Source organism: Psychrobacter sp. KCTC 72983, from assembly GCF_014280455.1.
GTDB classification, from domain to species: Bacteria; Pseudomonadota; Gammaproteobacteria; order Pseudomonadales; family Moraxellaceae; genus Psychrobacter; species Psychrobacter pacificensis.
Genome location: NZ_CP060390.1, coordinates 1720541 through 1746828 on the forward strand (window position 1 = coordinate 1720541; position 26288 = coordinate 1746828).

The 26288-nt window shown below is 44.1% G+C and carries 25 protein-coding genes; 12 read left to right on the forward strand and 13 right to left on the reverse strand.

The genetic code is table 11. The annotated features are described in order from the left end of the window. The first annotated feature begins 4 nt into the window (after positions 1-4). Both PSBA01_RS07320 and PSBA01_RS07325 read left to right on the forward strand, forming a co-directional pair. Positions 5-502 carry a hypothetical protein gene (locus PSBA01_RS07320; RefSeq protein ID WP_058025479.1) on the forward strand — a complete coding sequence of 166 codons (498 nt, stop codon included), beginning with the start codon at positions 5-7 and terminating at the stop codon, positions 500-502. Between the two features lie 141 nt (positions 503-643). After that, on the forward strand, positions 644-1165 hold the full coding sequence (locus tag PSBA01_RS07325; RefSeq protein WP_186473654.1) for a cytochrome b: 522 nt from the start codon (positions 644-646) through the stop codon (positions 1163-1165). A 143-nt stretch (positions 1166-1308) separates the two neighbouring features. On the opposite strand, the gene minE is transcribed toward PSBA01_RS07325, so the two are convergent. From minE to PSBA01_RS07350, 5 genes are all read right to left on the reverse strand, one after another. After that, positions 1309-1599, reverse strand: coding sequence for a cell division topological specificity factor MinE (minE, locus tag PSBA01_RS07330; RefSeq protein WP_071003763.1), 291 nt, complete (start codon positions 1597-1599; stop codon positions 1309-1311). A 2-nt stretch (positions 1600-1601) separates the two neighbouring features. After that, entirely contained in the window at positions 1602-2414 is an 813-nt protein-coding gene (gene minD, locus PSBA01_RS07335) for a septum site-determining protein MinD (RefSeq protein ID WP_058025481.1), read from the reverse strand. A 414-nt stretch (positions 2415-2828) separates the two neighbouring features. Continuing rightward, positions 2829-3656, reverse strand: a complete 828-nt coding sequence (gene minC / locus PSBA01_RS07340) for a septum site-determining protein MinC (protein ID WP_186473656.1) — start codon at positions 3654-3656, stop codon at positions 2829-2831. Positions 3657-3736: 80 nt separating this feature from the next. Then, positions 3737-4828 (reverse strand): hypothetical protein, encoded by a 1092-nt coding sequence (locus tag PSBA01_RS07345; RefSeq protein ID WP_228724534.1) that lies wholly within the window; start codon positions 4826-4828, stop codon positions 3737-3739. A gap of 341 nt (positions 4829-5169) precedes the next feature. Then, positions 5170-6135: an acyltransferase gene (locus PSBA01_RS07350; protein WP_186473660.1), complete on the reverse strand. Its 966-nt coding sequence runs from the start codon at positions 6133-6135 to the stop codon at positions 5170-5172. 448 nt (positions 6136-6583) lie between these two features. Between PSBA01_RS07350 and PSBA01_RS07355 the strand changes: the two genes are divergently transcribed. The 7 genes from PSBA01_RS07355 to PSBA01_RS07385 all read left to right on the forward strand — a co-directional run bounded on the left by PSBA01_RS07355 (position 6584) and on the right by PSBA01_RS07385 (position 15367). Continuing rightward, positions 6584-7240: an OmpA family protein gene (locus tag PSBA01_RS07355; protein WP_186473662.1), complete on the forward strand. Its 657-nt coding sequence runs from the start codon at positions 6584-6586 to the stop codon at positions 7238-7240. Positions 7241-7766: 526 nt separating this feature from the next. After that, positions 7767-9224, forward strand: a complete 1458-nt coding sequence (locus tag PSBA01_RS07360; protein WP_186473663.1) for an imelysin family protein — start codon at positions 7767-7769, stop codon at positions 9222-9224. 226 nt (positions 9225-9450) lie between these two features. Next, positions 9451-11100 carry a di-heme oxidoredictase family protein gene (locus PSBA01_RS07365; protein ID WP_071003764.1) on the forward strand — a complete coding sequence of 550 codons (1650 nt, stop codon included), beginning with the start codon at positions 9451-9453 and terminating at the stop codon, positions 11098-11100. Between the two features lie 83 nt (positions 11101-11183). Continuing rightward, positions 11184-12335, forward strand: coding sequence for an imelysin family protein (locus PSBA01_RS07370; protein ID WP_071002999.1), 1152 nt, complete (start codon positions 11184-11186; stop codon positions 12333-12335). 3 nt (positions 12336-12338) lie between these two features. Further along, entirely contained in the window at positions 12339-13874 is a 1536-nt protein-coding gene (locus tag PSBA01_RS07375) for a DUF1513 domain-containing protein (RefSeq protein WP_186473664.1), read from the forward strand. Between the two features lie 49 nt (positions 13875-13923). Beyond that, entirely contained in the window at positions 13924-14571 is a 648-nt protein-coding gene (locus PSBA01_RS07380) for a M48 family metallopeptidase (protein ID WP_228724535.1), read from the forward strand. A gap of 193 nt (positions 14572-14764) precedes the next feature. Beyond that, the gene (locus tag PSBA01_RS07385; protein ID WP_186473665.1) at positions 14765-15367 is read left to right on the forward strand and encodes a methyltransferase domain-containing protein; all 603 of its coding nucleotides are present in this window, start codon (positions 14765-14767) and stop codon (positions 15365-15367) included. Here the strand turns inward: PSBA01_RS07385 and PSBA01_RS07390 are convergent. Next, the gene (locus PSBA01_RS07390; protein WP_186473666.1) at positions 15345-16016 is read right to left on the reverse strand and encodes a hypothetical protein; all 672 of its coding nucleotides are present in this window, start codon (positions 16014-16016) and stop codon (positions 15345-15347) included. The genes PSBA01_RS07385 and PSBA01_RS07390 overlap by 23 nt on opposite strands. 23 nt (positions 16017-16039) lie before the next feature. Next, on the reverse strand, positions 16040-16948 hold the full coding sequence (locus PSBA01_RS07395) for a hydrogen peroxide-inducible genes activator (protein ID WP_058025493.1): 909 nt from the start codon (positions 16946-16948) through the stop codon (positions 16040-16042). Between the two features lie 266 nt (positions 16949-17214). Here PSBA01_RS07395 and ahpC point away from each other — a divergent pair, with 266 nt between their 5' ends. Continuing rightward, on the forward strand, positions 17215-17781 hold the full coding sequence (ahpC, locus tag PSBA01_RS07400) for an alkyl hydroperoxide reductase subunit C (RefSeq protein WP_058025494.1): 567 nt from the start codon (positions 17215-17217) through the stop codon (positions 17779-17781). A gap of 416 nt (positions 17782-18197) precedes the next feature. Here ahpC and PSBA01_RS07405 read toward each other — a convergent pair whose 3' ends face one another. Then, positions 18198-18446 carry a YdcH family protein gene (locus tag PSBA01_RS07405; RefSeq protein ID WP_186473667.1) on the reverse strand — a complete coding sequence of 83 codons (249 nt, stop codon included), beginning with the start codon at positions 18444-18446 and terminating at the stop codon, positions 18198-18200. A 376-nt stretch (positions 18447-18822) separates the two neighbouring features. On the opposite strand from PSBA01_RS07405, the gene ahpF reads away from it, so the two are divergent. Together ahpF and PSBA01_RS07415 are read left to right on the forward strand one after the other, a co-directional pair. Next, entirely contained in the window at positions 18823-20400 is a 1578-nt protein-coding gene (ahpF, locus tag PSBA01_RS07410) for an alkyl hydroperoxide reductase subunit F (RefSeq protein WP_186473668.1), read from the forward strand. A gap of 265 nt (positions 20401-20665) precedes the next feature. Next, a complete protein-coding gene (locus PSBA01_RS07415; protein ID WP_186473670.1) occupies positions 20666-22114 on the forward strand; it encodes an alanine/glycine:cation symporter family protein in 1449 nt (482 codons plus the stop codon). Positions 22115-22187: 73 nt separating this feature from the next. Here PSBA01_RS07415 and PSBA01_RS07420 read toward each other — a convergent pair whose 3' ends face one another. The 5 genes from PSBA01_RS07420 to PSBA01_RS07440 all read right to left on the reverse strand — a co-directional run bounded on the left by PSBA01_RS07420 (position 22188) and on the right by PSBA01_RS07440 (position 26267). Further along, positions 22188-22937: a glutathione S-transferase family protein gene (locus PSBA01_RS07420; protein ID WP_186473672.1), complete on the reverse strand. Its 750-nt coding sequence runs from the start codon at positions 22935-22937 to the stop codon at positions 22188-22190. Between the two features lie 182 nt (positions 22938-23119). Further along, positions 23120-23452, reverse strand: a complete 333-nt coding sequence (locus tag PSBA01_RS07425) for a TIGR01244 family sulfur transferase (RefSeq protein ID WP_071003008.1) — start codon at positions 23450-23452, stop codon at positions 23120-23122. Between the two features lie 73 nt (positions 23453-23525). Beyond that, positions 23526-23852 carry a beta-lactamase hydrolase domain-containing protein gene (locus PSBA01_RS07430; RefSeq protein WP_093069340.1) on the reverse strand — a complete coding sequence of 109 codons (327 nt, stop codon included), beginning with the start codon at positions 23850-23852 and terminating at the stop codon, positions 23526-23528. A 225-nt stretch (positions 23853-24077) separates the two neighbouring features. Next, a complete protein-coding gene (locus PSBA01_RS07435; RefSeq protein ID WP_186473674.1) occupies positions 24078-25787 on the reverse strand; it encodes a SulP family inorganic anion transporter in 1710 nt (569 codons plus the stop codon). 54 nt (positions 25788-25841) lie between these two features. Beyond that, positions 25842-26267: an ArsR/SmtB family transcription factor gene (locus tag PSBA01_RS07440; RefSeq protein ID WP_228724536.1), complete on the reverse strand. Its 426-nt coding sequence runs from the start codon at positions 26265-26267 to the stop codon at positions 25842-25844. Positions 26268-26288: the final 21 nt, after the last annotated feature.

The following is a 26288-nucleotide window of genomic DNA, read 5'->3' on the forward strand; positions in this document are numbered from 1 at the left end:
ACGTATGAAACAAATTTTGAAACACTCGTTTGAAGCGGTAAGTTTACTGACCACGAACAATGGTATGCTCGATGTGACTATCGTGCCAGCATCTAACCAACCCGATTGGATTATTCCGAGCAGTTTGATTTTGAGCGTCGACGATTATCAAGAGCGTATATCCAAGTATCAGTGGCAAGAGCAAAATCTTGCTGTCTTTCACTTGTTACCGCAAGATAGAACACCAGAGAAAGTCATCATACTAGAGGGCAATACCACCGAGCATCGATTTGCTTTGCAAACGGCAGGTGAGCTGCGCCAATTACAAGCCCGTATTTCCGACGTCAAAGATACAGAGCTTCCCGAGCAGTTTGCGGATACTAGCGTTGATAAAATAGAAGGGCAGTCTGACGAAAACGTTGTGCTCTCTTATCTGTATCAAACCGTTATGATTGACGACAATGTTTATTTGGTGCCAGACTTGGACAAAATTGCGCATCATTTGGTGAATTTAGATGATTAGATTCTCGTCTAAGTTTCAGTTATGCTTCACCTCATAGGTAGTACCCGAGCAATGCTGATTACTTTTTGTTATTGAATGAGTTGCTGCCCTATATATAATATCAATTATAAATAACGTTTAATAAAAACTATAGAGCCGCTCATGAATAATTCTAACGTATCAAAATGGTCGCTCAGCAGTCGTATATTTCATTGGATCAGCGCAGTTTTATTATTGATCACATGGGTGATGATACTGCTGCATGAAAATCTCGATAGCAATCTCTATATCGGATTTCACAAAGCGTTTGGGGTAAGTTTGTTGTTTTGGATGATTGCGCGAGTTATCAACCGCATCTTTACCAAAGCGCCACCGTCTATACCAATGCCAAAATGGCAATCGCTGATCTCTAAGTTGTCGCATTTTGCTCTCTATGCTATTTTAATCGCCATGCCGCTTGCTGGTTTATTGATGACGGTATATGGTGGTCGTCCTGTCGATATCTTTGGTTTATTCCAAATACCCGTGTTTGTGACTCCTGATAGGAGTTTGGCACGCTTTTATAATGATTTACATACCGATATTATTTGGCCGATGATTATTGGCTTTACAGCGCTGCATATTGGTGCTGCCTTGTATCATCAGTTTATCAAAAAAGACAATTTAATATCACGTATGAAATGATCTGCTACTGATCAATGCTCGGATGCTGTATACAGCATGCCGTACCAGTAAACTTAAAGATGCAAAAAAGCCCTAAGTATATTACTTAGGGCTTTTTAAGTGATAAATGAGAGTGCTTGCTGTCTAAAGGTCTGATTACAAATTTACTTTTTGTGTTCAGGTAAATTAATGTTCATCTCTAACACATCTAAGCTATCTTCTGAGCGATGATTGATATTGACATCATCAATCTGCACGCCATTCACATATTTGTTAACCACTTCTAAGATTTCACGTTTCATTTTTTCGATACGATCAACCGTTAGGCGGTTATTTAGACGATTTTCGCTAGCAACGATAACCTTGAGGCGTTCGGTAGCTAGATTGGCACTGCCTGCACTACTGCCATCGTCAGTACCGAATAGGCTACTCCAAAATCCTTTTTTCTTAGTCATCATTAACCCCCAAACCAGCGCTGTAGTAAACTCTTTTTCTTCACATCAATATGACGTAGTGGACGCTCTTCGCCTAAGAAACGGGCGACGATATCATCATAACATTGACCAGCAACAGAGTCGGTATAATGAATAACAGGCTCACCGTGGTTCGATGCTTCGAGCACAGAATGGCTCTCAGGCACAACGCCGAGCAATGGTACTTTTAAGATGTCATTTGAGATAGTGTCGATGTCCATCATCTCGTTCGCAGCAGCACGTTCTGCATTGTAACGAGTGATAACCAAGTGCTCACGTACAGAGCCTAGGTTTTCTTCAACCTTTTTCGTTTGACTTTGCAAAATACCGATGATGCGATCCGAGTCACGTACTGAAGAGATCTCAGGGTTGGTAACAATGATGGCTTCGTCAGCGTGATACATGGCCAACTGTGCACCGCGCTCGATACCAGCAGGTGAGTCACAGATGATATAGTCAAACTGTTTAGACAGCTCAGTCATGACCTCTGCGACACCTTCGTCCGTCAATGCGTCTTTATCACGCGTCTGACTAGCAGGAAGGATATACAGGTTTTCAAGCTGTTTGTCTTTGACAAGTGCTTGCGACAAGCGTGCGCTACCGGTAATGACATCAACGAAATCATAAACAATTCGGTTTTCACAACCCATGATCAAGTCTAGATTACGTAGACCTACATCAAAATCAATTACAACCGTTTTATAGCCACGCAATGCTAAACCAGCGGCAAAAGAGGCGCTAGTCGTGGTTTTGCCTACACCGCCTTTACCTGAAGTGATTACAACTATCTTCGCCACAATGGCACACTCCTATGAATCAATGGGATATCTTTTATATAAATAGCACAATTGCATGGTATTTATCTACTAACTATATATGTACTATCTGCGAAGATAGCCTAGCATAAATATATAGATATTTATAGCAAGTCTATATTAAAGCAGAAAAACAACTGAGATATGAGCTATAAAGGGCTTTTGCTTATAAATTTTACAGTTAATGGCGATAATTTTTAGCCGTATGATAGCTATTTAAATATACGGCAAATAACGTTAGAACCAACACTTAATAATAGCTCAATTGTAACGATTAATTTAATATATCTTGTTTTATTTATCTGACACAGCAGCTTATATAATTACAGCTTACCTTACCCAGTTTACTTTACTAGACAATCACCTAACCGTTTATTATTTTTAACTGAGTAATAATTAAGCTTCATCCATAACGGTAAACACCAATCCTTCACCTTCTACAAACTTGACTTGTACAGGTTTATCAATCACATGCTCTGGCAGATTGTCTCGTAAGCAGTAAGTGCCTGCTACAGAAACCAGAGAAGGATTGAAAACTTGGCAAAAAATGCGGGCATCTTTGTCGCCTGTTGCGCCTGCAACCAAGCGGCCTTGCGCACGTCCATAGACATGTAAGCTGTTGTCAGTGATGGCTTCAGCACCGCTATTCACACTGTTTGTCAAAATCAAATCGCCGCCGACATGGTTTAAGCTTTGGCCTGAGCGTAGCATCTGGTCGTAGATGAGGCTGGTAATATGCTGAGCACTTAACAATGTCTCATCTGGAAGACTGGAGATGGTGGTTTCAGTGGCAGGTATATTTGCCGCACTCTCGGTGCTAGTATCGTTGGCTGATTCTGTGCGATTATCTTCTTTAGGTTTATTGGACGGTGTAGGGGCTGTTTTGCTAGGTACGATACGTTCAATGCGTTTACCATCTGCAGGAAAGATGGCCAAGCGCTGCTCACGCGCTTGATCATCAAGTAGGCCTGTCACCACACCGATCGGCTGTAGTCCCCATGACCATAGTAGCTCTACTAAGGCAGATAAATCTTGCTCGACGTCGCTATCGATCAAGATAGGAATGTTGCTTGATTTATTGCTCAGTGTCTCAGTAAGCTGGGCTTCAATAGCGCCCAGATCGCTGGTACTAAACTGTAAACGCGAAAAGGTCAGCATTTTGCCATATAAGGCCAATGCCGGCGCCGTGTTTGTAGTTTGGCTATTGTTGTCTGAAACTGTCATATATAAACCCTTAAAAATAATTCTGTCGCTGTATTCACGGTGTCATTGTTATTATTGTGTCATGCTCATAGCCAGCTCTGCTATAGATTTAGCATGTCTTGATGCTTCCACTGTTGTACTTTTACTTGTGCTTCAAATGCAGTCAAACTGTCATCAATGATACTCGAAATCAGAGTATCAAGTGCACTATTATCGGTGTCTATTTGCGCGATACCACGGGCGATAGCGACCATCAATGAGTCAAGCCGCGCTGGATCAAGCAGGCGCTTATTTAAGGCATAAACAACGTTTTCACCGATGTTGTGTCCGACATGCTGCAGTTGTGATTCGATCAGGCTACCCGCGATAGGAATCATGCGCAAATAGCGTCGCAGCTCAGGAGTATTGGCTAGACCTTCTTCAATAGCGTTGCCCATTTCGCTGGCCAATAGACTGCCCCCACCTGATGAGACAGTCAGCTCCTGCAATTTTGGTGCAAGCTCTGAGCGCAGAATGGATAATACAGCCGCTTCAATCTCAGCACGGTTGCGCGTGATGGCTGACTCGATAAAAGATTTGTGCGTTTCAGGGTTGGTCAATTCCTGCCTAAAATTTTGGATGGTCGTCAGGATGACACGATCAGAGAGCTCTTCTAATAATAGGTCAATATAGAACTTAATACGATTGATCCATGGCTGCGGGAGTACTTGGTAGCCAAGCTGGTACAATCGGCGTCCGATAACAACGGCTCTAAATAACCGTAACAAACGTAGCTGTGGAAAACAGCCTAAGACTTCGTACCAGTGGACAAAAGGGAAGAAAAACCAGCGATAATAGACTTTTTCTTTGATTGCGATTGCCCAGCGTAATAATAATTCAGCAACCAAAAATATGGTAAAAAACCCACCAGCGGTACGCAACGGCTCATGCAACGTCGCCTGATACCAACTTAGTCCTTCGCTGACTGACAGCCATTGTGCAGCATTGGCACTAAAGTCGCTCATCAATACAGCATCCAGACTGATCAGCAGAAGATCAATACTGATAGCGATAAGCATCACGATATCATAAGTGAGCTTTAAACGACTGGGTTTTGGACGGTTTGGCCTTGGTGGCTCACTATTTGCAAGATGAGGCGACACCGGTGCAGTTGCAATAGGCGGGCTGGTAGTAGGAGAGGCGGACACAGTCATACCTTATAAATGATAAATGGCACAAAGAAATGAGTAAATTTTTGACGGCTATTAAAAATAACCATCAAAAATCGATGCGTACATGATTAATCACATTATCAATGAATAAGGCCAAAAAACAACCCATCTATGATTAAAAATCATGCATAGCCACTTATAAAGTAATAATGATCATTTGCAACGCGACTATCATCAGTACAGTGCTCACGTATCATCATTAACCCCTGCGTTATTGATTACTCAAGCGCTTATGGCAGTATGACTAGATTTTGTCCTTTATCGGACTATGAGTGCTGCGTCTTTTAAAAGGCATGTGATGACTTACGGCGTAAGTGAGTCATTTATTGAGCCACTTGATTTTCAGGGGCTGTCTCAAAATCAGCCAGCATGTCGGTGATACGCTGATCTTTTTGACGCCAAATGTGTTCAACCCAGTCAAACATCTGTGCTTTTATTGCCTCATCATTTTCATAGCCGCCTTGCTTAATTCCCTCAAACAACGCATCTGGTATATCGATATATCTTAGATCCACGCCCAAACGTTTGATATTGCCTTTCCACAGATCGCTATAGCTTGGTACGCCATCAGGATAGACGATGGTCATATCCAGTATGCCCTCGATATCCTCGCCTAGGGCGTTAATCGCAAGGGATAAGCCGCCTGCTCGTGGTTTTAGCAAGTGCGTATAAGGAGACTGCTGTTTGGCATGTTTTGCCTTGGTAAAGCGCGTACCTTCTAGATAGTTTAGCAAGGTGAACGGCTTGTCTTTTAAAAGGGAACAGGCACGCTTGGCCTCTTCGATATCTTTACCCTTGAGTGCTGGGTTTTTGGCGATGGCTTCTTTAGAGTGTCTGCGCATCATGGGGAAATCTAAAAAGTAAAAAGCTTGCCCAACGATGGGAATATAGATCAGCTCAAATTTAGTAAAAAAACGCGTCAATGGCAGGCGCTTTTCGCCAATGTATTGCACGATGCTGGTATCGACCCAAGATTGATGGTTGCTGACCAAAAGGTATTTACCATCGATGCGAATATCATCTGGTAGGCTGATACGCCAATCTTTGCGAGGCAGCATGTCATCGATCAGAGCACTGTTGCTGCTGATCCAGTAAGTCGCGATTTTGATGACCGCTTTATCTGCAATAGGTGCACCCGTGATGACTTTGCTGACACCCATCAACCACAAAGGAATACTACCACCAAAGCTATTGGCAGTGATAACGCTTGCTGCTGTCGCTAATGAAACCGCCTTACCCAGTTTGGGCGTGCGTTTGTGCAGTTTTCGAATGGTAGATGTCAGTCGCATGCTTAATCCTCTTGGTTCAGTTTAATTAATAAGTAAGCCATATATTTCACAAGTCGATGTTTTAGATATTGCCAAAACTGCTCATATGATTGATGACCAATAATCCAGTGGACTAAGCGCTAATCATAGAAGCGTTGCTGGTTAATTCCTGATACAGCGGTCATTTGACGATGAGAAATTTGGCCACATAATTTTAGCAGAAACGTTTCGCAGTGTACGAGTGTAAACGTGACTAGTGATAACAAGGAACAGGTATTGGATAGTTTAGATGCTAAGAAATACCGTAAAGTTAATCTGCACTTCTCATACATAGGTGTGACAAAATATTACACAGAGTTAGATTGTAATTGCCATAATAATGACGAAAGTAAATAAGTACTTAATAAGATTAACGGACAATCTTGATAAAGCACGATTTATAATATTTTAAACTTATAGAGGAAATATCATGCGTAATACATTATTAATTGCAGCAGTAGCATCAGGTCTAGCACTTAGCGGTTGTACGACTGATCCAAACACTGGGCAGCAACGTTTGAATAAAGCTGCATTGGGCGGCCTAGTTGGTGCAGCAGGTGGCGCAACTATCTCAAAAGCAACAGGCGGCGAAAAGACTGGTCGTGATGCTGCTATCGGTGCGGCACTGGGTGCTGGCGTTGGTTATTACATGGAGCGTCAGGCTCGTCAGCTTGAGCAGCAAATGGCTGGTACAGGCGTGACTGTTAACCAAGACCCAACCACGGGTAACATTGATCTTGTTATGCCAGGTAGCATTACTTTCTCATTTGATGATGCAACACTTAACTCATCATTCAAGCCGACGCTAGACAAGCTTGCTTCAACCATGAACCAGTATAATCAGAACACCATCACGATCGCTGGTCACACTGATAGCCAAGGTTCAGCATCTTATAACATGGGTCTGTCACGCGACCGTGCTTACTCAGTTGCCAACTATCTAACGGCACGCGGTGTTGCTTCTAACCGTATCAATGTAGTTGCTTATGGCGAGTCACGTCCAGTTGCTACCAATAACACTGAATCTGGTCGTCAGCAAAACCGCCGTGTTGAGCTAACGGTTAATGCACCACAAAGCGTAAACTAATTGACAGTTCTGTATAGCTATTTGGTTCTGTATAGCTATTTGGTAGGTGCAAATGATTTTCACGCACTTATCTAGCAAAAAGAGTCAGCAATATGCTGGCTCTTTTTTATGCGCTAAATTTTGATTGATCAAACTCGATAGTTAGGATAGCGCAGGTATAATATATCTCTTGCAAAAGTACCAGTTCATTGACTTCCACTGACGGAGTTACAAAGGCTGACGATGACTTATGCAAGAAGTCTAATGTCTGCTGTCCAAAATAGAATAGTGCTCGTTTAGTATTTGATGACATTTTATAAAAGGATCATAAAGATTAATGATTATTAATATAAAATTAAGTATTGATAACGATTATCAATAACACTATAATTTGTTAGTGTTTTATTACTGAATAGTTACAAGCTTGATAATATGCGATAAGCATAAATATACGAGATCAAATCAGCTGATTAAGGCGTGATTTGATAATCAATATGATGGAAGCCATTTAACCAAAACGAATTTTGCTATCTCTTTGAGGATTTGTATGACGATTACCACAGAAACACGCCGTAAGATTTTACCAACTACTTTAGCTGTTGCACTTGCAGGATTGTTAATGGTATCGGGCTGTACCAAAAAAACCGAAGAAGACACTGCTCCTACTGAGATGCAGACAGAGGTTGTAAGCACAGAAACAGGCGACAATACAGAAATATCAGCTGCCGAAAAAGCACATATTGATAGGTTGGTCATCAGCTACGCAAATATGGCCCATGCAGCCTACAAGGATTCGCTAGAGACAGCCAAAAAACTCCAGACAGCGGTAAATACGTTTGTGGCAACACCGACACAAGCCAACCTTGATGCGGCCAAAGCTGCGTACAAAGCGGCTCGCCAGCCGTACTCACAGACGGAAATTTTCCGTTTTGATGAAGGGTTTGTGACGGCAAATGATAAGCGCGCGATCAAAAGCGTCGATAGCTGGGAAGGTCAAATCAACGCTTGGCCGCTAGATGAAGCGCTGATCGATTATGTCAGTGATGACTATGAAGGCGAATATAACAGTCAAGAAAATATCATCAATAGCGATAGCATTACGGTCGGTAGTACCAAGCAAGATACCAGTACAATTACACCTGAGCTGCTTGCCGACATGAACGAGATTGGCGGTAGTGAGGCTAATGTCACAACGGGCTATCATGCGATTGAGTTTATGTTATGGGGTCAAGATACCAATGGCGTAAAAGAGGGCGCGGGTAATCGCCCGGTCACTGATTATGTGACGGAAGCTGGACAATGTACCAGCGGTGATACGGTCAATGAAGATGCCAGTATTTGTGAGCGTCGCGGTGAGTTTTTAAAAGCCGCTACTCAACTACTGGTGGATGATTTGACGGCGATGGAAGCTCAGTGGCAGCCTGATACCGAAAATACCTTACGCAGTGATTTGATGGCGCGTAAATACGACAATGGCCTGCGTCAGATTATGTACCAAATGGGTAGTTTAGCACTGGGTGAGTTGGCTTCTGAGCGTATGCAGGTCGCTTTTGTCACAGGGTCTACCGAAGATGAGCATGAGTGCTTTAGTGACTTGACGCATCTGAGCTATGCCAATAATGTCCGCGGTATCCAAAATGTCTTTAATGGTAGCTACCAGACAGTCGCTGGTAAAACAGTCGGTGGCTATGGTGTTAAAGACTATCTCGTTGACAGCAGTCATGTAGAGGAAGCTGATAAACTGGCCGCTGACTTTAGTAAAGTCGAAGGTGCATTCAACGTCATGGTTGAAAAGGGCGAGAAAGAAGGCATCAAAATTGACCAAATGATTGCAACGGTTGGTCAAGCAAGTCAAGAAGGCGTTTCTGCTGAAGAGCAGAATATCCGTCGCGGCTGGGTAGAAGCGGGTATTAATAGCTTGCAAGAGCTGACCGCTGGTATCGAAAATGCCGCAAAAGCCGTTGGTATTGATAATCTTGATGCAGATGCAGGGTCGCAGTTTTAAGTAGACACCAAGTAGCTAAAAGGTGCTTATTATCTGTATAAGACGTACCTTGATAAAATGATCAGTTGGGTAAATAGACGTTATCAACGATGGTTGGCAACGTCTATTTATCCGTTTCAAAATAGGCCAATAAGGCTATATTCTGAACCAGACTATCGATACCAATGACAACGTGATCGATATCGACTTGATGATTCTACTCTCAAAACTAAGGCGCTTGATGTTTATGAAAGCCATCTATCCAAAGTATTCTGTTTTTCTTCTTCCTTCTGCCATAATACAAAATTTGCCATCCAAGCTTGCACTGCTTATGATGGGTGCAGCGGCGCTAAGCGCTTGTCAGCCAGCCGATAGCGTGTCTAACGACGCCTCAAATAGTGAGCATGCCGCAAATGCCAGTGAAGACGAGCATCCGCTCACCTCTGAGCGTGTGGATAACATCGAAGCACTGGCTGGCGTGCCGATGCAGCAACTGGTCAGTTTTGATCCGCAAGAGATCAAGCAGGGTGGGGACTCTGGTATCAGTATTACCAGTGCTGAAAGCTACTCTAAGCCTTCATCGAACCTGACAGCGTCGCGTAAGGGTTCGTTTTTTATCGGTAATGCATTCTTTAAGCAGCCTTGGGTCGTCGCTCCTGCCAGTACCGACAGTCGAGATGGGCTTGGTGCGCTATTCAATGTGGCGGCTTGTCAATCTTGCCATATCAAAGACGGCCGTGGTCATGCGCCCATGACTGCCGATGATGATGCGGACAGTTTATTGCTTCGTCTCTCTATGCCAGCAACGACGGATGAGCAGCGTCAGCAGTTACAGGACTCGCTGATTGAAAAGGTCGTTCACCCTATGTATGGTGGACAATTGCAAGATCGGGGTATCCAAGGTGTCCCTGCTGAGGCCAGAATTGCAGTACAGTGGACAGATAAGCCAGTCACTTTCGCTGATGGGCATATTGAGACGCTACGTGCGCCAACCTTTAATCTGACCAACCCCGGTTATGGCGCTTTTGATGAGGCGATGATGGTATCACCACGAGTGGCACTGCCTATGATTGGGCTTGGGCTGCTAGAGCAAATACCTGAGGATGATATTAAAAAACAAGCAAGCCATAAGGGTAATAGCGACATCAGTGGTAAGTTCAATTGGGTGATGGATCCACAGACTGGCAAACGTGCGCTTGGACGTTTTGGCTGGAAAGCCGGTCAAACCAAACTGATTACCCAAAATCAAAGTGCTTTTAACGAAGACATGGGTTTGACATCAAATATTCGTCCTCATGAGTCCTGCATGCCGACCCAGACCGTCTGCTTAAATGCGACAACAGGTGTTGATGAGCAAGGCAATGGCAAACCGCCCGTTGAAGTGAACGACGATGTTGCCAAGTTTGTGGAGTTTTATACCCGTAATTTGGCAGTGCCGCACCGCCGTAATGCGGATGATAAGCTTGTGCTGGCGGGTAAAAAGCGTTTTTATGACATGGGCTGTCAAAGCTGCCATACACCAAGATATCAGCTGCCAAAAACTGACGACGATCATCTTGAGCAGCATAGACAAGTGATTTATCCTTACACCGATTTATTGCTACATGACATGGGAGATGACCTTGCTGATCGTACTATCGCGGGTAAGCTACCATCCAAAGACGCTCAAGTTGAGTTTTTAGCCAATTCTTATGAATGGCGCACGCCCGCACTTTGGGGCGTGGGACTTGCGCAAACGGTTGATCCACAAGCGACGTTTTTGCATGATGGACGCGCTCGTACGCTGATGGAAGCGGTTCTTTGGCACGGCGGAGAAGCCGAAAAGCAACAGCAACAAGTATTGAAATTAGACAAGCAAGGTCGCGCCGAGCTAAATGCGTTCTTAAAGTCGCTATAATAAGGTCACTGTAATACAGTCACTATTATAAAATCAGCATAAAAACGCTATAAATTATTACCTATAACATTACCGAGAAATCTATGAAAATAAATCACGCTTTGGCGATGGCGCTATCTGCATTGAGTGCCGGTCTGCTGATTAGCTGTGTTAAACCTGCCGACGACAACAAATCTGCAGAAGTGGATAGTCAAGAAGTTGCAAAAGACAATACAGCTACTGACAGCTCAGCAGAAAGCAGCAAGGAAAGCACTGAGCAGATCGTTGCGGTAGATATCAGCCCTGAGACTCAAAAAACGTATTTGACGCATGTGGCAGAGGACATTGTCCTTCCTGCGTATGCTAATGCCGCAAAGCAAAGTGATCTATTAAATGAATTGGCGCAGAGACATTGTCAGCAAGCACCCGTCAGCGGCGCTGAGCTACAGGCATTACGCGCGCAGTGGTTAGTATTGGCACAAGCGTGGTCGAGTGCTGAGATGATTAATTTCGGTCCTGCGACTGCCAGCATGAGCAATCTGTACATCAACTATTATCCTGATGAGCGCGGCTTGGTACATAGCGGTGTGTCTGATTTGATTGCTGCCAATCCAACACTCACGCCAGAGCAGTTCGCGGGCGAAAGCGCTATCGTACAAGGTGTACCAGGACTAGAAGAAGCCTTGTTTGCCAATGAGAGCTTAAATGCTGGTCAATGCGCCTACGTCATTAGCGCCAGTGGTGCCTTGAGCACACGCCTAAAGGACATCGAGAAAAACTGGCAGCAAAACGCGACTGAGTTATTGGCGATAGACAAGTCTGCTGAGAGCGATCAAGGCTTGAACCAATGGTTTAACTCGCTATTGTCATTAGTTGAGACCATGAAGTCTAATGCTATTGACCAGCCGCTCGGTCTGACGGGTAAAGCAAAAGGTCATTTGCCAGCGGCTACGGCTGGTCAAAGCCGCGCTATTATCAATGCAAAACTAGATGCCATCAATAAAGCCATGACAGATCCCGTATTGACGGCGATACTTAATAGCAATGATGAGAGCACAGTCGCTAATAATCTATCGACGGCATTGGCTGAAACGACCACTTTATTGGCACAAATGCCAGAAGATTTATCAGCCGCAGACAAAGACGATCAACAAGCGTTATATGACCATCTCACTACCGTCACTCGCTTGATTAAACGCGAGCTGATTCCAACACTCGGTATCCGCGTAGGCTTTAATAGCACCGATGGCGATTAAGGGATGTTTATTACTAAAGGCAATACGATGTCAGAAGATGAGCGTCATGACAGATCAGATGAGCCAAAAGCCAGTTCAATAAGCCGTGAGCTTTTGACGACGTCAATGCTCACGGCAGTCGGCACCGCGGCTCTGGTCGGTATTCACCATCATTATCGTAAGCAGCAGCATCCTGATGCCAGTTTACAAGATTATGTGGCGGGTATGCGAGCGCAGTTACAAGCATTACAGTCGGGCGTTGGGTCAACGCCAAACCTTAAAAGCTTTCGCTATGCTTGTCAGCAAGCAGCGGTGACATGGCAGCAGGCTTATCATCAAGCGATAGATGATGAGAGTAACGTGCTTGATCTTACTGCTGTGCATACGACGACCATGCTCGCACGGCCTGTTCGCTGGGTCAGCGGCGTTGCCTCTATGCCAAAAAATAACGCGTCATTGAATCAAAATGAGCATGACTTTGGCGTGGTAGGTATTGATGCCGATAGACAAATCGTTTGGCAGACGACCATGCCTGAGCGTGTCCATGACATCGTTGTTCAGCCTACAAATGTATCTGAATCTCAAGTTCAGGATAGCAATGTCGACCAAAGGCGCGATGTCGTCGTCATGGGTCGTCGTCCAAGTGAAAAATTCTGGGTGCTTGATGCCTCAAATGGACAAGTACAACATGCGATCAAAGCGGATTTACATCGTCACTTTTATGGTCATGCTTGCTATAGCTTAGATGGTGAGCTGCTGTATGTGACTGAAAATGACACCGTCAGTCTGGCAGGTAAAATCGGTGTTTATGATACTAACGACGCTTATAAAAAAGTAGCAGAATTTAACTCTTATGGCATCGGCCCGCATGAGCTGATTATGCATCCCGATGGAGAGACATTAGTCATTGCAAACGGTGGCATTAAGACTGAGCAGGCCTCACGTGAAGAGCTAAATTTAGATACTATGCGACCATCGCTAGTCTACCTCAATCGTCATGATGGCACACTGCTTGAGCAAGTGGTGCCTGAGCACAATCAGATGAGCATACGTCATTTAGCGATGCACAATGATGGCACTGTCATGATCGGTATTCAGTTCCAAGGCGAAAAGCATATCAATGTACCGTTAGTACTGACTCACCAGCGCGGTGATGTTAGCTTTACGCCACTGACTATGCCAAACAATCAATGGCAACGCTTTCATCAATATATTGCGAGCGTCGCCGTTGATAGCGACCGTAATTTGCTTTGTGTGACCACTCCGATTGGTGGCTGTGCGGCAATTTATGACTTACATACTCGAAAGTTGATTGATGATGTGAGCTTGCCAGATTGTGCAGGGGCATCCGTCTTATCCAGTGCCAATAGATCAACGAACAAAGTCGACGATCCTATCGAGTCATCAGGATTTATTGTGAGTGATGGGCAAGGGCAATTGACCGCGTTAAGAGTGAGTGTTTCGTCAGATTCAAAATTGAATGGTAAAGATGATAAGCATATTAGTACAGACAGCCAGTTGCATATGATGTCCTTTGATAACCATTTGCAAGCGTTATAATACGTAGCCATTGGCACAGTTACTGTCATTGAGGAGATAAAACATTAGCTTGGAAATCCGTTTAGATGCTATTAGACAGCAGCTCGCACAGGCAGATATTGAGCTACATATCAGCAAAAAGCGTGTCAAAAACATCAATTTTCGTTTAAAGCCGCATGTCTTGATGGTTTCTGTACCACTGCATATTAGTGATTCACAAGCTGCTGACGCGGTGGCGCGGCGAGTGTCTTGGGCGATTAACCACCATCCACAAGTGCTAGAACAGCATCAACGCAAACAAGGCGCACCATCAGACCTTACAACTGCTGACCAGCCTATTTATCTATGGGGTAAAGTACAGCCACTTACCTTAAGTCATGGTGAAAAAGTTGCCTACTATCGCCAGCAGCTCTCCGATGTCATGCCGTCGCTATTTGAGAAATGGCAGCCAATCGTTGGCACTTACGCCAATGAGATACGAGTAAAAAAAATGCACACACGCTGGGGCAGCTGTAACACGCGCGCGAAGCGAATCTGGCTGTCCGTTTATCTTCCTGCCTATCCTATCGAATGCACCGAATACGTCATCGTCCATGAACTGTGCCATTTGCATCATGCCAATCATAGCCCTGCATTTTGGCAAACGGTGGCGAGTGCCATGCCAGATTATCGGCAATGGCATAATATACTGGCAGGCAAGAGAGGGCAGTTGGATTGAGAGATCCATATATTGAGTTCATTAATTCTTTGAGCGACTTTCCCATCTAAATGACTTTCACTGTGTGAGAGTCATTTGTCTCCCTTTTTTCATCCTATTTAAAACGGCGACACATGTTGATAAGACTGATATGATAAGAAATAACGGTACAAATCGTGTCGTTTAAATCAAATTTTATATACAAGGATGGCAGATGGAAAACGTCAATCAAGCTGAGTTTTGGCAGGAGCGCTATGAGAAAAACAGTACTGGCTGGGATATGGGACAAGTATCACCACCGCTCAAAGCTTACATTGACCAGCTACTCGAAAGTGCCAAGGATGAGGCAATACTCGTACCAGGTGCTGGTAATGCTTACGAGGTAGGCTATCTATATGAGCAAGGATTTACCAATGTCACGTTGGTCGATTTTGCGCCAGCCCCGATTGAAGCCTTTGCGGCGCGTTATCCCGACTTCCCATCTGAGCAGTTAATTTGTGCGGACTTTTTTAACTTATCAGCTGAGCAGTATCAATTTGATTGGATACTGGAGCAGACGTTTTTTTGTGCGATTAATCCAGTGCGCCGTGATGAGTATGTGCAGCAGATGGCAAGGTTACTAAAACCACAAGGCAAACTGGTTGGTTTGTTATTTGATACTGACTTTGGACGAGAGGAACCACCATTTGGTGGCACTAAAGAAGAGTACCAGCAGCGTTTTCAAAGCCATTTTGGTATTGATATTATGGAACCTAGCTATAATTCACATCCAGCACGGCAAGGTAGTGAGTTATTTATAAAGCTGCGAGCGAAATGAGCTCGCGCTTGATATTGTCCCGAGCTTGCGCTTCTAATTGGCTATAGTAATAATCAGTCAAATAGAGTTTGGGATGCGCTAGTAATCCTTGTAATACCGCAGTGCGCCCATCACGGTAGTTGTCATCTGCGACGTGTGCATATTCTTGACGTATCGCTTGTGCATACTGCTGATAGGTAGACCAAGGCGCACCCAAAATACTCAAATCCATATCTAGCAGATATGCCGCATCACTGTATTTAACACTATCTATCGACTCATCTACCTGATGATTGGCCGTCATCATGATGAATGCGTAGATGTCTTGGCACTGCTCTGGGCGTAGATAAGAACTCAACGCGCCTACGGCATATTCAGCGCTTTTTTGCTCATTATCTACGCGTGTTGGGTCGTATATCACATCATGATAATACAGTGCCAACACCACGATATACGGAGCAGTTAGATGGTGTTTAATGCTTTCAAACTGTACCAATAACTGCTCAATATGACTCAGGGTATGATAAGCTCGTTGTGGTTCACCGTAGCGCACAGAGATATCTTGCCAGAGGGCTTGTGCGTCGTCTGGTGTCACATCACTATTGAGAGCAGACAAGCATAAGTAAAAATGATTGCCCAGCTCCATATTTATAGGTGGCAATTCATTCATAATTAACCTTTGTCACTTGCCATTTATTTTGTATTAGCCGCATCTTTAAATGCCTTATTAAATACTTCTCCGAGCAAGCTGATATCATCGACACGGGCATAATTTAAGCGGGTGACAAAAGCAATATGGCGGTGTGGTCCTTCTTCAGCTAGAGGTACAGCGACAGCATTTTGATTTTGCAAGTGCAACTGATCGAGTGCCATTTCAGGCACTAGGGTCGTGCCCATGTTGGCAAGCGCCATTTGAATCAGCGTGTTTAGACTGGCATCCGAGAAGCTTGATTTCATCTGTGCACGGTCAAAATGACAGACAGATAGCGTCTGATCGGTTAGGCAGTGGCCTTCACCAAGGAGCATAAGATTGGCAGTAGCTAGCTCGTCAGCGCTGATGGTATCAAGCTTGGCATGTACATCGTCTTTTGGGAAGACGGCAAAGAAGTCTTCACTCCAAAACTCAAAACTGTGCAGGCCATCTACAGCATATGGCAGCGCAATGATAGCCGTATCGATATGACCGTAGCGCACTTGCTCAAGCAACCGCTCGGTTTGCTGCTCAACGATCGTCATGCGGAACTCTGGATACTGAGCACGCAGCGCAGGTAGAACCTTTGGTAGCAAGTAAGGCGCAATTGTGGGAATGATACCGACGGTCATCGGATACGCCAGCGGCGTCTGATGGCTATGGGCGCGTGTGGTCAAATCGCTCACTTCAGAGAACACGCGCTGTGCCCTTGTGAGGATTTCTTGACCGATAGGCGTAATCAGTACTTGCTTGTTATTGCGCTCAAAAATCTGTGTATCTAGCTGTTTTTCTAATTCTGCGATACCCAAGCTCAGGGCAGACTGCGAAATATTACAATCTTCGGCAGCACGTTTGAAGTGACGATGTTTGGCGACGGCTAGGGCAAACTCAAGTTGTCGTAAAGTAATCATAAAACCTCTCTTTTAATGGGTTTTTAATGTAATTTATCCTGTCAGTAAGCCTCTATAAGGCAGCAAATTACCAGTTATGTACCAATGATAGGATATAGAAAGCATAGTTTAACAAGTTTAATAAAACAAAACATCACATTAAAAACTTTTAACTGGATTAACCGTAGAATTCGCGTATAGTTTGTCGGGTAGCCCAGAAAGCTAAAGGGCTAGTTAAAAAATCCCTATAAATAATTTTAATTTACTTAACAAGAGAGGAGCCAATCATGGCGTCTATTATCAATCAAGCAATCCCAGAATTTTCAGCCGATGCCTATGTAAACGGTGAGTTCAAAACCATCACCTCAGAAGACGTAAAAGGCAATTGGGCGATCTTCCTATTTTACCCAGCTGATTTTACCTTTGTTTGCCCAACTGAACTAGAAGACATGGCCGCTCATTACGACGAGCTAAAAGGTTTGGGTGTTGAAGTATACTCAGTATCAACTGACACGCATTTCACGCACAAAGCATGGCATGATTCTTCAGAAGCGATCGGCAAAGTACAGTATCCAATGATCGGCGATCCTACTGGTAAAATCACTCGCGGCTTCAATGTCATGATTGAAGAAGCAGGTTTAGCAGAGCGTGGTACGTTCCTAGTAGATCCTGATGGTCTGATCCAAGTAGCAGAAATTCATGCTGGCGGTATCGGCCGTAGCGCAAAAGATATGCTACGTAAAGTAAAAGCCGCTCAGTACGTTCGTGAGAACGATGGCGAAGTTTGCCCAGCAGCTTGGGAGCAAGGCGGCGATACACTTAAGCCAAGTCTTGACCTAGTCGGTAAAATCTAAATAGCTATTTCATCCCTTAGATAAAGTAGCGCTGACTTTTATACTTTTAGTGTGAATCAGTTCTACAAATAAAGACCCCATTAACTGATGTTGATGGGGTTTTTTTATGACGCTAGCTACAATCTTATGAGTCTTATTTATTGATCATAAGCGTAGTAGGCGTAGTATATTCGAACCACTATTAAAGTGTTACAGCGTTAGACTCGTTTAGCCTACTACTGTAGTACTTGCACTCGTCTGCCTTGTACCACTTTTAATATTGATTGACTATATAGTGAATTCAGTATAAAAACGATACAGTGGGACTGGGATAAATTTTTCGCAGCATCGAGCAGCATAGCCACAGCACGCAAGGAAAATTTAGACCAGTTCCACCTTGATATATAATGTATTTGTTTTATTTAAGATTGACTATATCAGGCGCGAGATCGTTCTTTATTTTTATCAATAATCTTATAAATCTCGTCTTTGAGATGTAATTTACGCCGTTTCATTTGTTCTATTTCTTCTTCACGGCTGGCATGCTTGACTAGATCTTTTTCGAGATAATTGATTTTTTGATCAAGCTCGGCATGCTCATCAAAAATACTCGCAAAATGACTGTCTTTGAGCTTCAGTTCGGCAACAATATCTCTATTATCGTGGAAAGTATCTGTTTTTCTCATGTGTTCATCCTTGTCATGAAACGCAAGCTTGTCATAAGCAATCGCGTATGGTGTTAAAAAGACGGCTTAACTTAAGAACTATTCTCGATTGTAGCGTCTCGATTGTAGCGAAAAAATAGCCTAGATACTATGGCTATTATCTACCAGTATATTTGTATTTAATTAATTAAACCTACTAACGATTGATTTTATAAAACGTAAAGTTTGAGTTTCTCAGCTTGCCCAAATACTGCGAACACCTGATAATAGGGTCATTCAAGAGCGAAAGCTCGATATATACAAGGTTTTTTATAAAATTATTAAGTGTAAGAATTTCATATTTAGGCGTGCAGCATGACAGTTGCCGTTACATATTCAGTCATAATGAGGAACTAACATGATAGATCAAAATTTATTAGACGCAGTTAAGACATATAGCGAAAACATGACGCGCCCGATTACTTTTGTATTGGGTAGCGGTGAGCACGATAAGCGCGCTGAATTGATTGACTTTTTGAGCAAGATTGCGGGTACGACTGACAAAATCAATTTCGATGAGCAGGTTATCGATGACAGTTTGCCAAGCGCGATTAGTTTTAAAGTAGTCAGTCATGTTGATGGAGAGACTGCTGATACAGGTATCGTATTTAGTGGTATTCCTGGTGGTCATGAGTTTACCTCATTGATCCTAGCCATTTTGCAAGCGGGTGGTCATACGCTGAAATTGGATGAAGGTATCCAAAAGCTAATCAAACGCTTTAACAAGCCGCTACAGTTTCAGACCTACGTGTCACTATCATGCCATAACTGCCCAGAAGTGGTTCAGGCGTTGAATCAATTTGCGCTACTAAACGATGGTATCAGCAATGAGATGATCGATGGTGCGCTCTTCCAAGAGCAAGTAGAAGTAAACAAAATTCAAGGTGTACCGGCCGTATTCTTGAACGGTAAACCATTTGCCAATGGTCTGATTGATACTGCCAAACTGATTGGAAAATTACAAGAGCAGTTTCCTGATCTGTTGTCAGATGTGGAAGATGATGCTGAGCAACTAGAGCAGCAAGATGTCACTGTCATTGGTGCAGGTCCTGCAGGCGTTGCAGCAGCTATTTATACCGCGCGTAAAGGCTTAAAAGTCACCATGGTCGCTGATCGTATCGGTGGACAAGTCAAAGACACGCAAGATATCGAAAACTTGATCTCTGTACCTTTAACCAATGGTACTGATTTGTCGACTAATTTCGTTAAGCACTTGGCTGAGTACAATATCACGCTAAGAGAGCATGTCAGTGTGAAAGATATCGGCGAGACAGAAGAAGAAAACTACAGCATCAATCTAAATACCGGCGAGACGTTTGAAACTCGTAGTATTATCTTGGCGACAGGTGCCCAATGGCGTAAGCTTGGCGTACCGGGCGAAGAAGAAAATATCGGTAAAGGCGTGGCGTTTTGTGCCCACTGTGATGGTCCATTCTTCAAAGGTAAAGACATCTCAGTGATCGGCGGTGGTAACTCAGGCGTTGAGGCTGCGTTAGATCTGGCAGGCATTGTTAAGCACGTCACTGTATTAGAGTTCGCTGATGAGTTAAAAGCAGACCAGGTATTGATCAATAAAGCCAAAGAAAAATCCAATATTGAATTCATCACTGGTGCGGCGACGCAAGAGATCAAGGCGACTGATGGCAAAGTATCGTCCATCGTCTATCAAGATCGCAGCACAGGCGAGACACATGAGCGTGATTTATCAGGTGTGTTTGTACAAATCGGTCTCGTACCAAACACTGAATTTGTCAAAGGCTTTGTCGATTTAAACCGCTTTGGTGAGATTGAGATTGATGAGCGCTGCCGCACCGATCGCAAAGGTATTTTTGCTTGCGGTGATGTGACCACCGTACCATTTAAGCAGATTAATATTGCAATGGGTGAGGGTAGTAAAGCAGCATTGGCAGCATTTGAATATTTGGTTATGCAGTAAGTTTTAGTATCAGAATTAATATTAGAAGAAAAAGCCACCTTAATTGAGGTGGCTTTTTTTTTGCGTTTTTATAGGAATTTTTCTATAGAATAGCGCCTAAAGTTTAAAAACCAGTCATTTTGATGAGTGAATAAAGCAATTTCTCTTGAAAAATGTCATCATCTACGTTACAAATGCGCCATTTTCGTTACAAATACGGGTCTTAGATGCGATAATAAGCCCAATAAAACCTATCATAGCGTCACGAACTATAAGGAAAATAGGCATGGAATATATAGAATCTTTTTTTGCCCTAGTCGGGGATCTAACATGGGGCTGGGCACTCGTGCCTATGTTAATTATTTTTGGTTTATTATTTACCATTGTGGGCAGGTTTGCTCAGTTTACATATTTTAAACGTATGTTCCGTGTGTTTAAGACGGACGAAGTAGGAGACGACGGCATTTCTGCCCGTCAGGCGTTGCTCGTTTCGATCGGCGGACGTGTTGGCGGTGGTAACATTGCTGGTGTTGCCGTTGCAATCTCTTTAGGTGGTCCCGGTGCAGTTTTTTGGATGTGGGTTGTGGCACTCATCGGCATGATGACCAGTATTGTTGAATGTAGCTTGGCTCAGCTTTACAAGCGCAGAGATAATGATGGTAACTTTCGCGGCGGCCCTGCAACTTATATTTTACACGGTTTAGGTAAAGATTATCGTTGGCTCGCTGTCATTTATGCTATTGCTTTACTACTGTCTTTTTCCATTGGATTTATCGCATTCCAAGGTAATACAGTAGCAGGTTCCGCGCTTGAAAGCTTCGGGATTGATCGCTGGATATCAGGTGCGGTACTGGTGATTGCGGGTGGATTTATCGTCTTTGGTGGTATCCAGCGTATTGCAAAAGTCGCTGACGTTGTGATTCCTGTAATGGCGCTGATTTACATTGGGATGGCACTAATTATCATCGTGTTGAATATCGCCGATCTGCCTGCACTGATGGCAATGATTGTCAAAAATGCATTTGGTATTGAATCTGTTGTCGGTGGCGGTATCGGTGTGGCGATTGAGCAAGGCATGAAGCGCGGCCTGTTCTCTAATGAGGCAGGTTTGGGTTCTGCGCCTAACATTGCCGCCACTGCTTATGCCACGCATCCAGTCAGTCAAGGTATCTCGCAGTCACTGTCGGTATTTATCGATACCATCGTGGTCTGTAGTGCCACGGCATTTATGATTTTGCTCAGCGGTGTTTATCAGCCAGGTGCCGAAGTTGATGGTATCGTACTCGCGCAGCAAGCGCTCACCACGCAGCTGGGTAATTGGTCTCAGTATGTGTTGACCATCTCGCTACTATTATTTGCATTAAGCTCTATCATGTATAACTACTACATGGGCGAAAATGCGATCAACTTCTTGGTTAAGAAGAATACTAAAACGGCAACCTTCGTGTTGCGTGTTGTGGTGGTTGCGATCTTATTCTTGGGCGCAGTCGCTCCAGCAGCTACCAGCGTGTTCTTCTTCGCCGATCCATTGATGGGCGTACTGGCACTTGCCAACTTATTGGCCTTGATTATGCTGTTCCCGCGTGCCAAGCGTCTGCTTGATGACTTTGCCCGTCAATTAAAATCAGGCGTCAAAGAGCCGTTATTCGATGCGCAAGAGTATGAGAAATTAGATCTCGATCTGAGTGCATGGGGCAAAAAAGCAGTAAAAGAGGCATTAGAGCAAAAACAGTAAAACGTTATACTCGAAGTCTTATCAAATAAAAAACCACTTTAGCTTGGCTAAAGTGGTTTTTTTGTGGAAAGTGTTATTTAGCCGACAATATACCCGATAACGAGACAACCTCACCCGCTTCATCTTCTTCGATAATTCGTGTCTCTTGCAGTGCTGCTTGAATCCAAGCCTTGATATGCGGGTTATTCAGCATGGTCTGGCAATACTGCTGGGTTGTTGGTTGTAGTGTTAAACCAGAGGCGTTGGCATATGTCTGTAATCGCAACACCACTGGGGCAAAAAAGACATCAGCTGCTGTGAAATGTCCAAACAAATAACTGTTCGTCGAACGTCCTTTTAAGCAATCGGCAAAGGTAGCCTCAATACGAGCAATATCAGATAAGCACGCACTGCTCGGTTGTATTTTAGCAGTTGCTCTGATATTCATCGGCATCTCATTACGAATACCTGATAATCCTGAATGCATCTCAGCAATGATGCTTTGGCAATAGGCGCTGTTGATTCTATTTTGATGGTCAGTTTGAGCGTTAGTGTCAGGCTTATTGATGCCTGTCCAAATATTGATATCCGTAAAATACTCATTAACATACATCGCAATGGCTAACGTATCCCAAACAGTGACTTTTTCATTGCCTTCACCGTAGACCAATACAGGGACTTTTCCTGTTGGTGAATGCGCCTCAAGTATTGGGCGTGCTGAGGGATCAAACAATTCAATCAGCTGCTCGTCAAAGTCAACATTGAACGCTTTTAAGAGTAACCATGCCCGTAGCGACCAAGAGGAGTAGTTTTTATTGCCGATAATCAGTAGTGGTTTTTGCATTTTTAAATCCTATTCAACGATCACAGTGACTTTTGATTGTGTACTCAATGTCAAAAATTAACCAGTCTATAACTTGCGTGATATCTCTATCATTCAAATGATATCCCAAAAAATGCCCATCCAAAATCTGGATGGGCATTTTTATTTTTAGCGCTAGCAAGTTTTATTAGCTTAATAACAGGCTAGTCGTCTAACAAATCCATTTGCTTGGCGGCTTCATAGATACCGTTTGAGCGGTTACCCGTACGGCAAAAGATGAGCATTGGCTGCTCAGCTTGGTTAAAGAAATCTGCAAATGCTTCGACATGCTGCTGCGTCAAGCCATTACCTGAGAATGAAATCTCTTTATAAGCAAGTCCTGCTTCTTTAGCAGCAGCTTCAATCTCTGCACTGGTTGGCTGATTTGGTTCTTCACCGTCAGGACGGTTGTTGATAATGGTTTTAAAGCCATTTTCGGCAATCATAGGGACTTGGTCAGGGGTGATCTGTCCGGTAAAGCTAACTTCATGGCTCATAGGAGCTCCTTTGTTATTGGTTGAGTTGGTGGTGTAAAATACATTTATGATTGAGCCAAAGCGAGCAATATGACTATAGCAAGCCCTGCATCAATGCGCTTTGATACAGCAGTTTGGCGCGTGCGCCCGTACCGCAAAACATCAATATGGGCTTTGGCATCGCATGATAAAACTCAGCAAACTGCTCTACGGTCAGCATACTCAAGCGCTCATCATCGAATGGTAGATGATGATAGGTTAAGTTTGCTTCTTTTGTAGCAGTTGCCAAATCACAGCTGTTAGGCTGTGTTTCGATCTCAGCGTCTGGACGTATATTGAGTACTGAGCGATAGCCAAGCTCGGCAATTTTGATACATTGGCTTGGATAAATTTGCTTATAAATCGTTAGGTCATTGGTCATAAATAGCTTCAGTTATCGTTATTAATATATATTTATTATTGAGCTCGTGGCAGAGATGATAAAAATAAGGTCATGCATTGTTGAGACTGAAACGACGGGTGATATGTGTTTATGTACCATTAGCCTATGTTCAGTCAATCTAGCATAACACAGGCTCTATCATAGCGATATTGTACGATAGACGACAGTAGCGATTAAAAGCGCGGTACAAAAATAATGACGCAGCTAAATGTCTTTCAAGGCATCGACGGCATCTAACGTACTGAGATATACCTGCCCTGACAGCTCACTAATGAGCGGGGTCTGCCCGATGATATCCATGACAGGGCCCTTAATAAAACTAAAATGTAAGCGCTTGTTTTGCAGCGCAAGCTCTTTATTTAAGGTACTGAGCATCTCTTGAGCTGTCAGATCAATATGATTGACCGCGGCCATGATCAAAATAATTTCCTGCGCTGCTGGATATTGCTGCATGGCATTTAGAATACGGCGGTGTACCGATTCACTATTGCCAAAAAACAGACTCTCATCGATACGCAGCATCAATAAATTGTCAAAAGTCACTACATCGTGACGATTGATATTGCGAAAGTGTCCGGTACCGCCCAGCTGTCCCACGATGGCGACATGTGGCTTACTTGATTGCCAGATGAGACTGGCGAATGACACCATTAGCCCAATAACCAAACCCGTATTTAGCCCAAATATGAGCACACCGACGAACGCTGCCAAAAAGCTAGCTCCATCCAAGCGATCGCGTTGCCAAGCAGACTTTAAAGTCGCAATATCTATCAGACCAATGATAGAGGCCATGATGGTTGCACCGAGTAACGCATAAGGCAAGGGTGCAAGTGCATTACTAAAGGCAATCAGCGCGGCAATCATTACCAGCACCGTCACAAGGCTGGCAAGGGGTGTCTTTGCTCCAGAATCTGCATTGATCGCCGTGCGTGAAAAGCCACCTGCGACCGCAAAGCTCTGGAACAGTCCGCCAGATAGATTGGCAAGACCAAGACCCGTCAGCTCATGGTTGGCATCGAAGCTCTCACCGCGCAAGCGTGCGTAAGTACTGGCAACGGAACTGCTAGAGACAAAAACAATTAGTGCCATCAATCCTGCGGTTGGCAAGAGTTTGAGCGCTTCTTGTAGGTCGGTCATATGCGGTAGTGTAAAGCTGGGTAGACCATGCGGGATACTACCAATGGTCGCAACCCCTAACGAATTCCAGTGCAATAGCATACTTAGAACGATAGCAATACCCAGTAAAACCAATGGAAATAAACGTTCGGCCCATTTGGCATACGATGATGACAGCCATGTTCGCCATACCCATTGACTCGCATAGCGGTTAGCGACCAAAAGTACAAACGCGATAATACCAATCACTAAGGTCAGCGGATGCACCTGACTGGCATAGCGCTGCATGGTAGATAAATAGCCAACCAAGCTGCTACCAGCGATAGGTATCGCCATCAGATACTTTAGCTGACTGACAAAGATAAGCACTGCCGCGCCGCTCACAAAACCTGCTGAGACGCCGCGACTGATAAACTGCATGATCCAGCCAAGCTTTAGTCGCCCTGCAATCCACAGCAATGCCCCTACCATCAATGCCAATAAACTCGCCATCAGGGCATACTGCTCTGTGCCTTGCTCAGCATAAGGTAGTAGACCACTGGCCGTCATAATAGCGGTGATCGCGACAGGCCCAACAGCTTGTACGTTGCTAGAGCCCAGCCAAGCATAGACGAGTACAGGCACGATCGCAGAATACAGACCATACACGGGCGGCAGACCAGCAAGTACCGCATAACCTAGGCTTTGTGGTATCACCAGTACGCCCACCACCAGTCCTGCGACCAGATCAGTCGGTAATGCTGTGAGCTGGTATTGGCGCAGCCAAGTAGGAATCAGACGTGCAGCGATAGAAGACATATCAATACATCACCAAGATAGAAAGCAGTATAAAACAGTCAGGCGAGTACGGCATTATTCGGTTTTGGCACAAAATCTCTGATAAAGCAGATCTAATACGGCTAAAGCATCATCACTTGCGATACGATAGTAAATTTGCTTGCCCTCACGGCGAGTGGCAACCAGCTCATCCTTACGCAAGATACCCAGTTGCTGCGACAAGCTTGGCTGTCCAACACCAACCAACCCCTCAAGCTCACCGACGCAGTACTCACCTTGTGTCAACTGACAAAGTAAAAGTAGGCGATCAGGATGAGAGAGCGACTTTAGTAATTGGCTGGCCTGCATCGATGCTTGTTGCATTTGTTTGGCAAGATCAATAGATGAAAAGTCGGCGCTATCAGAGGACGTATCATGGTTAGCGCTATGAGTAGATGTACTCATTGATGAAATAGAAGTAGCCAGAATAAGCTCCTTATATAATAGGGCAGTCACTGCCATATTATTTTCAATAACATAGGG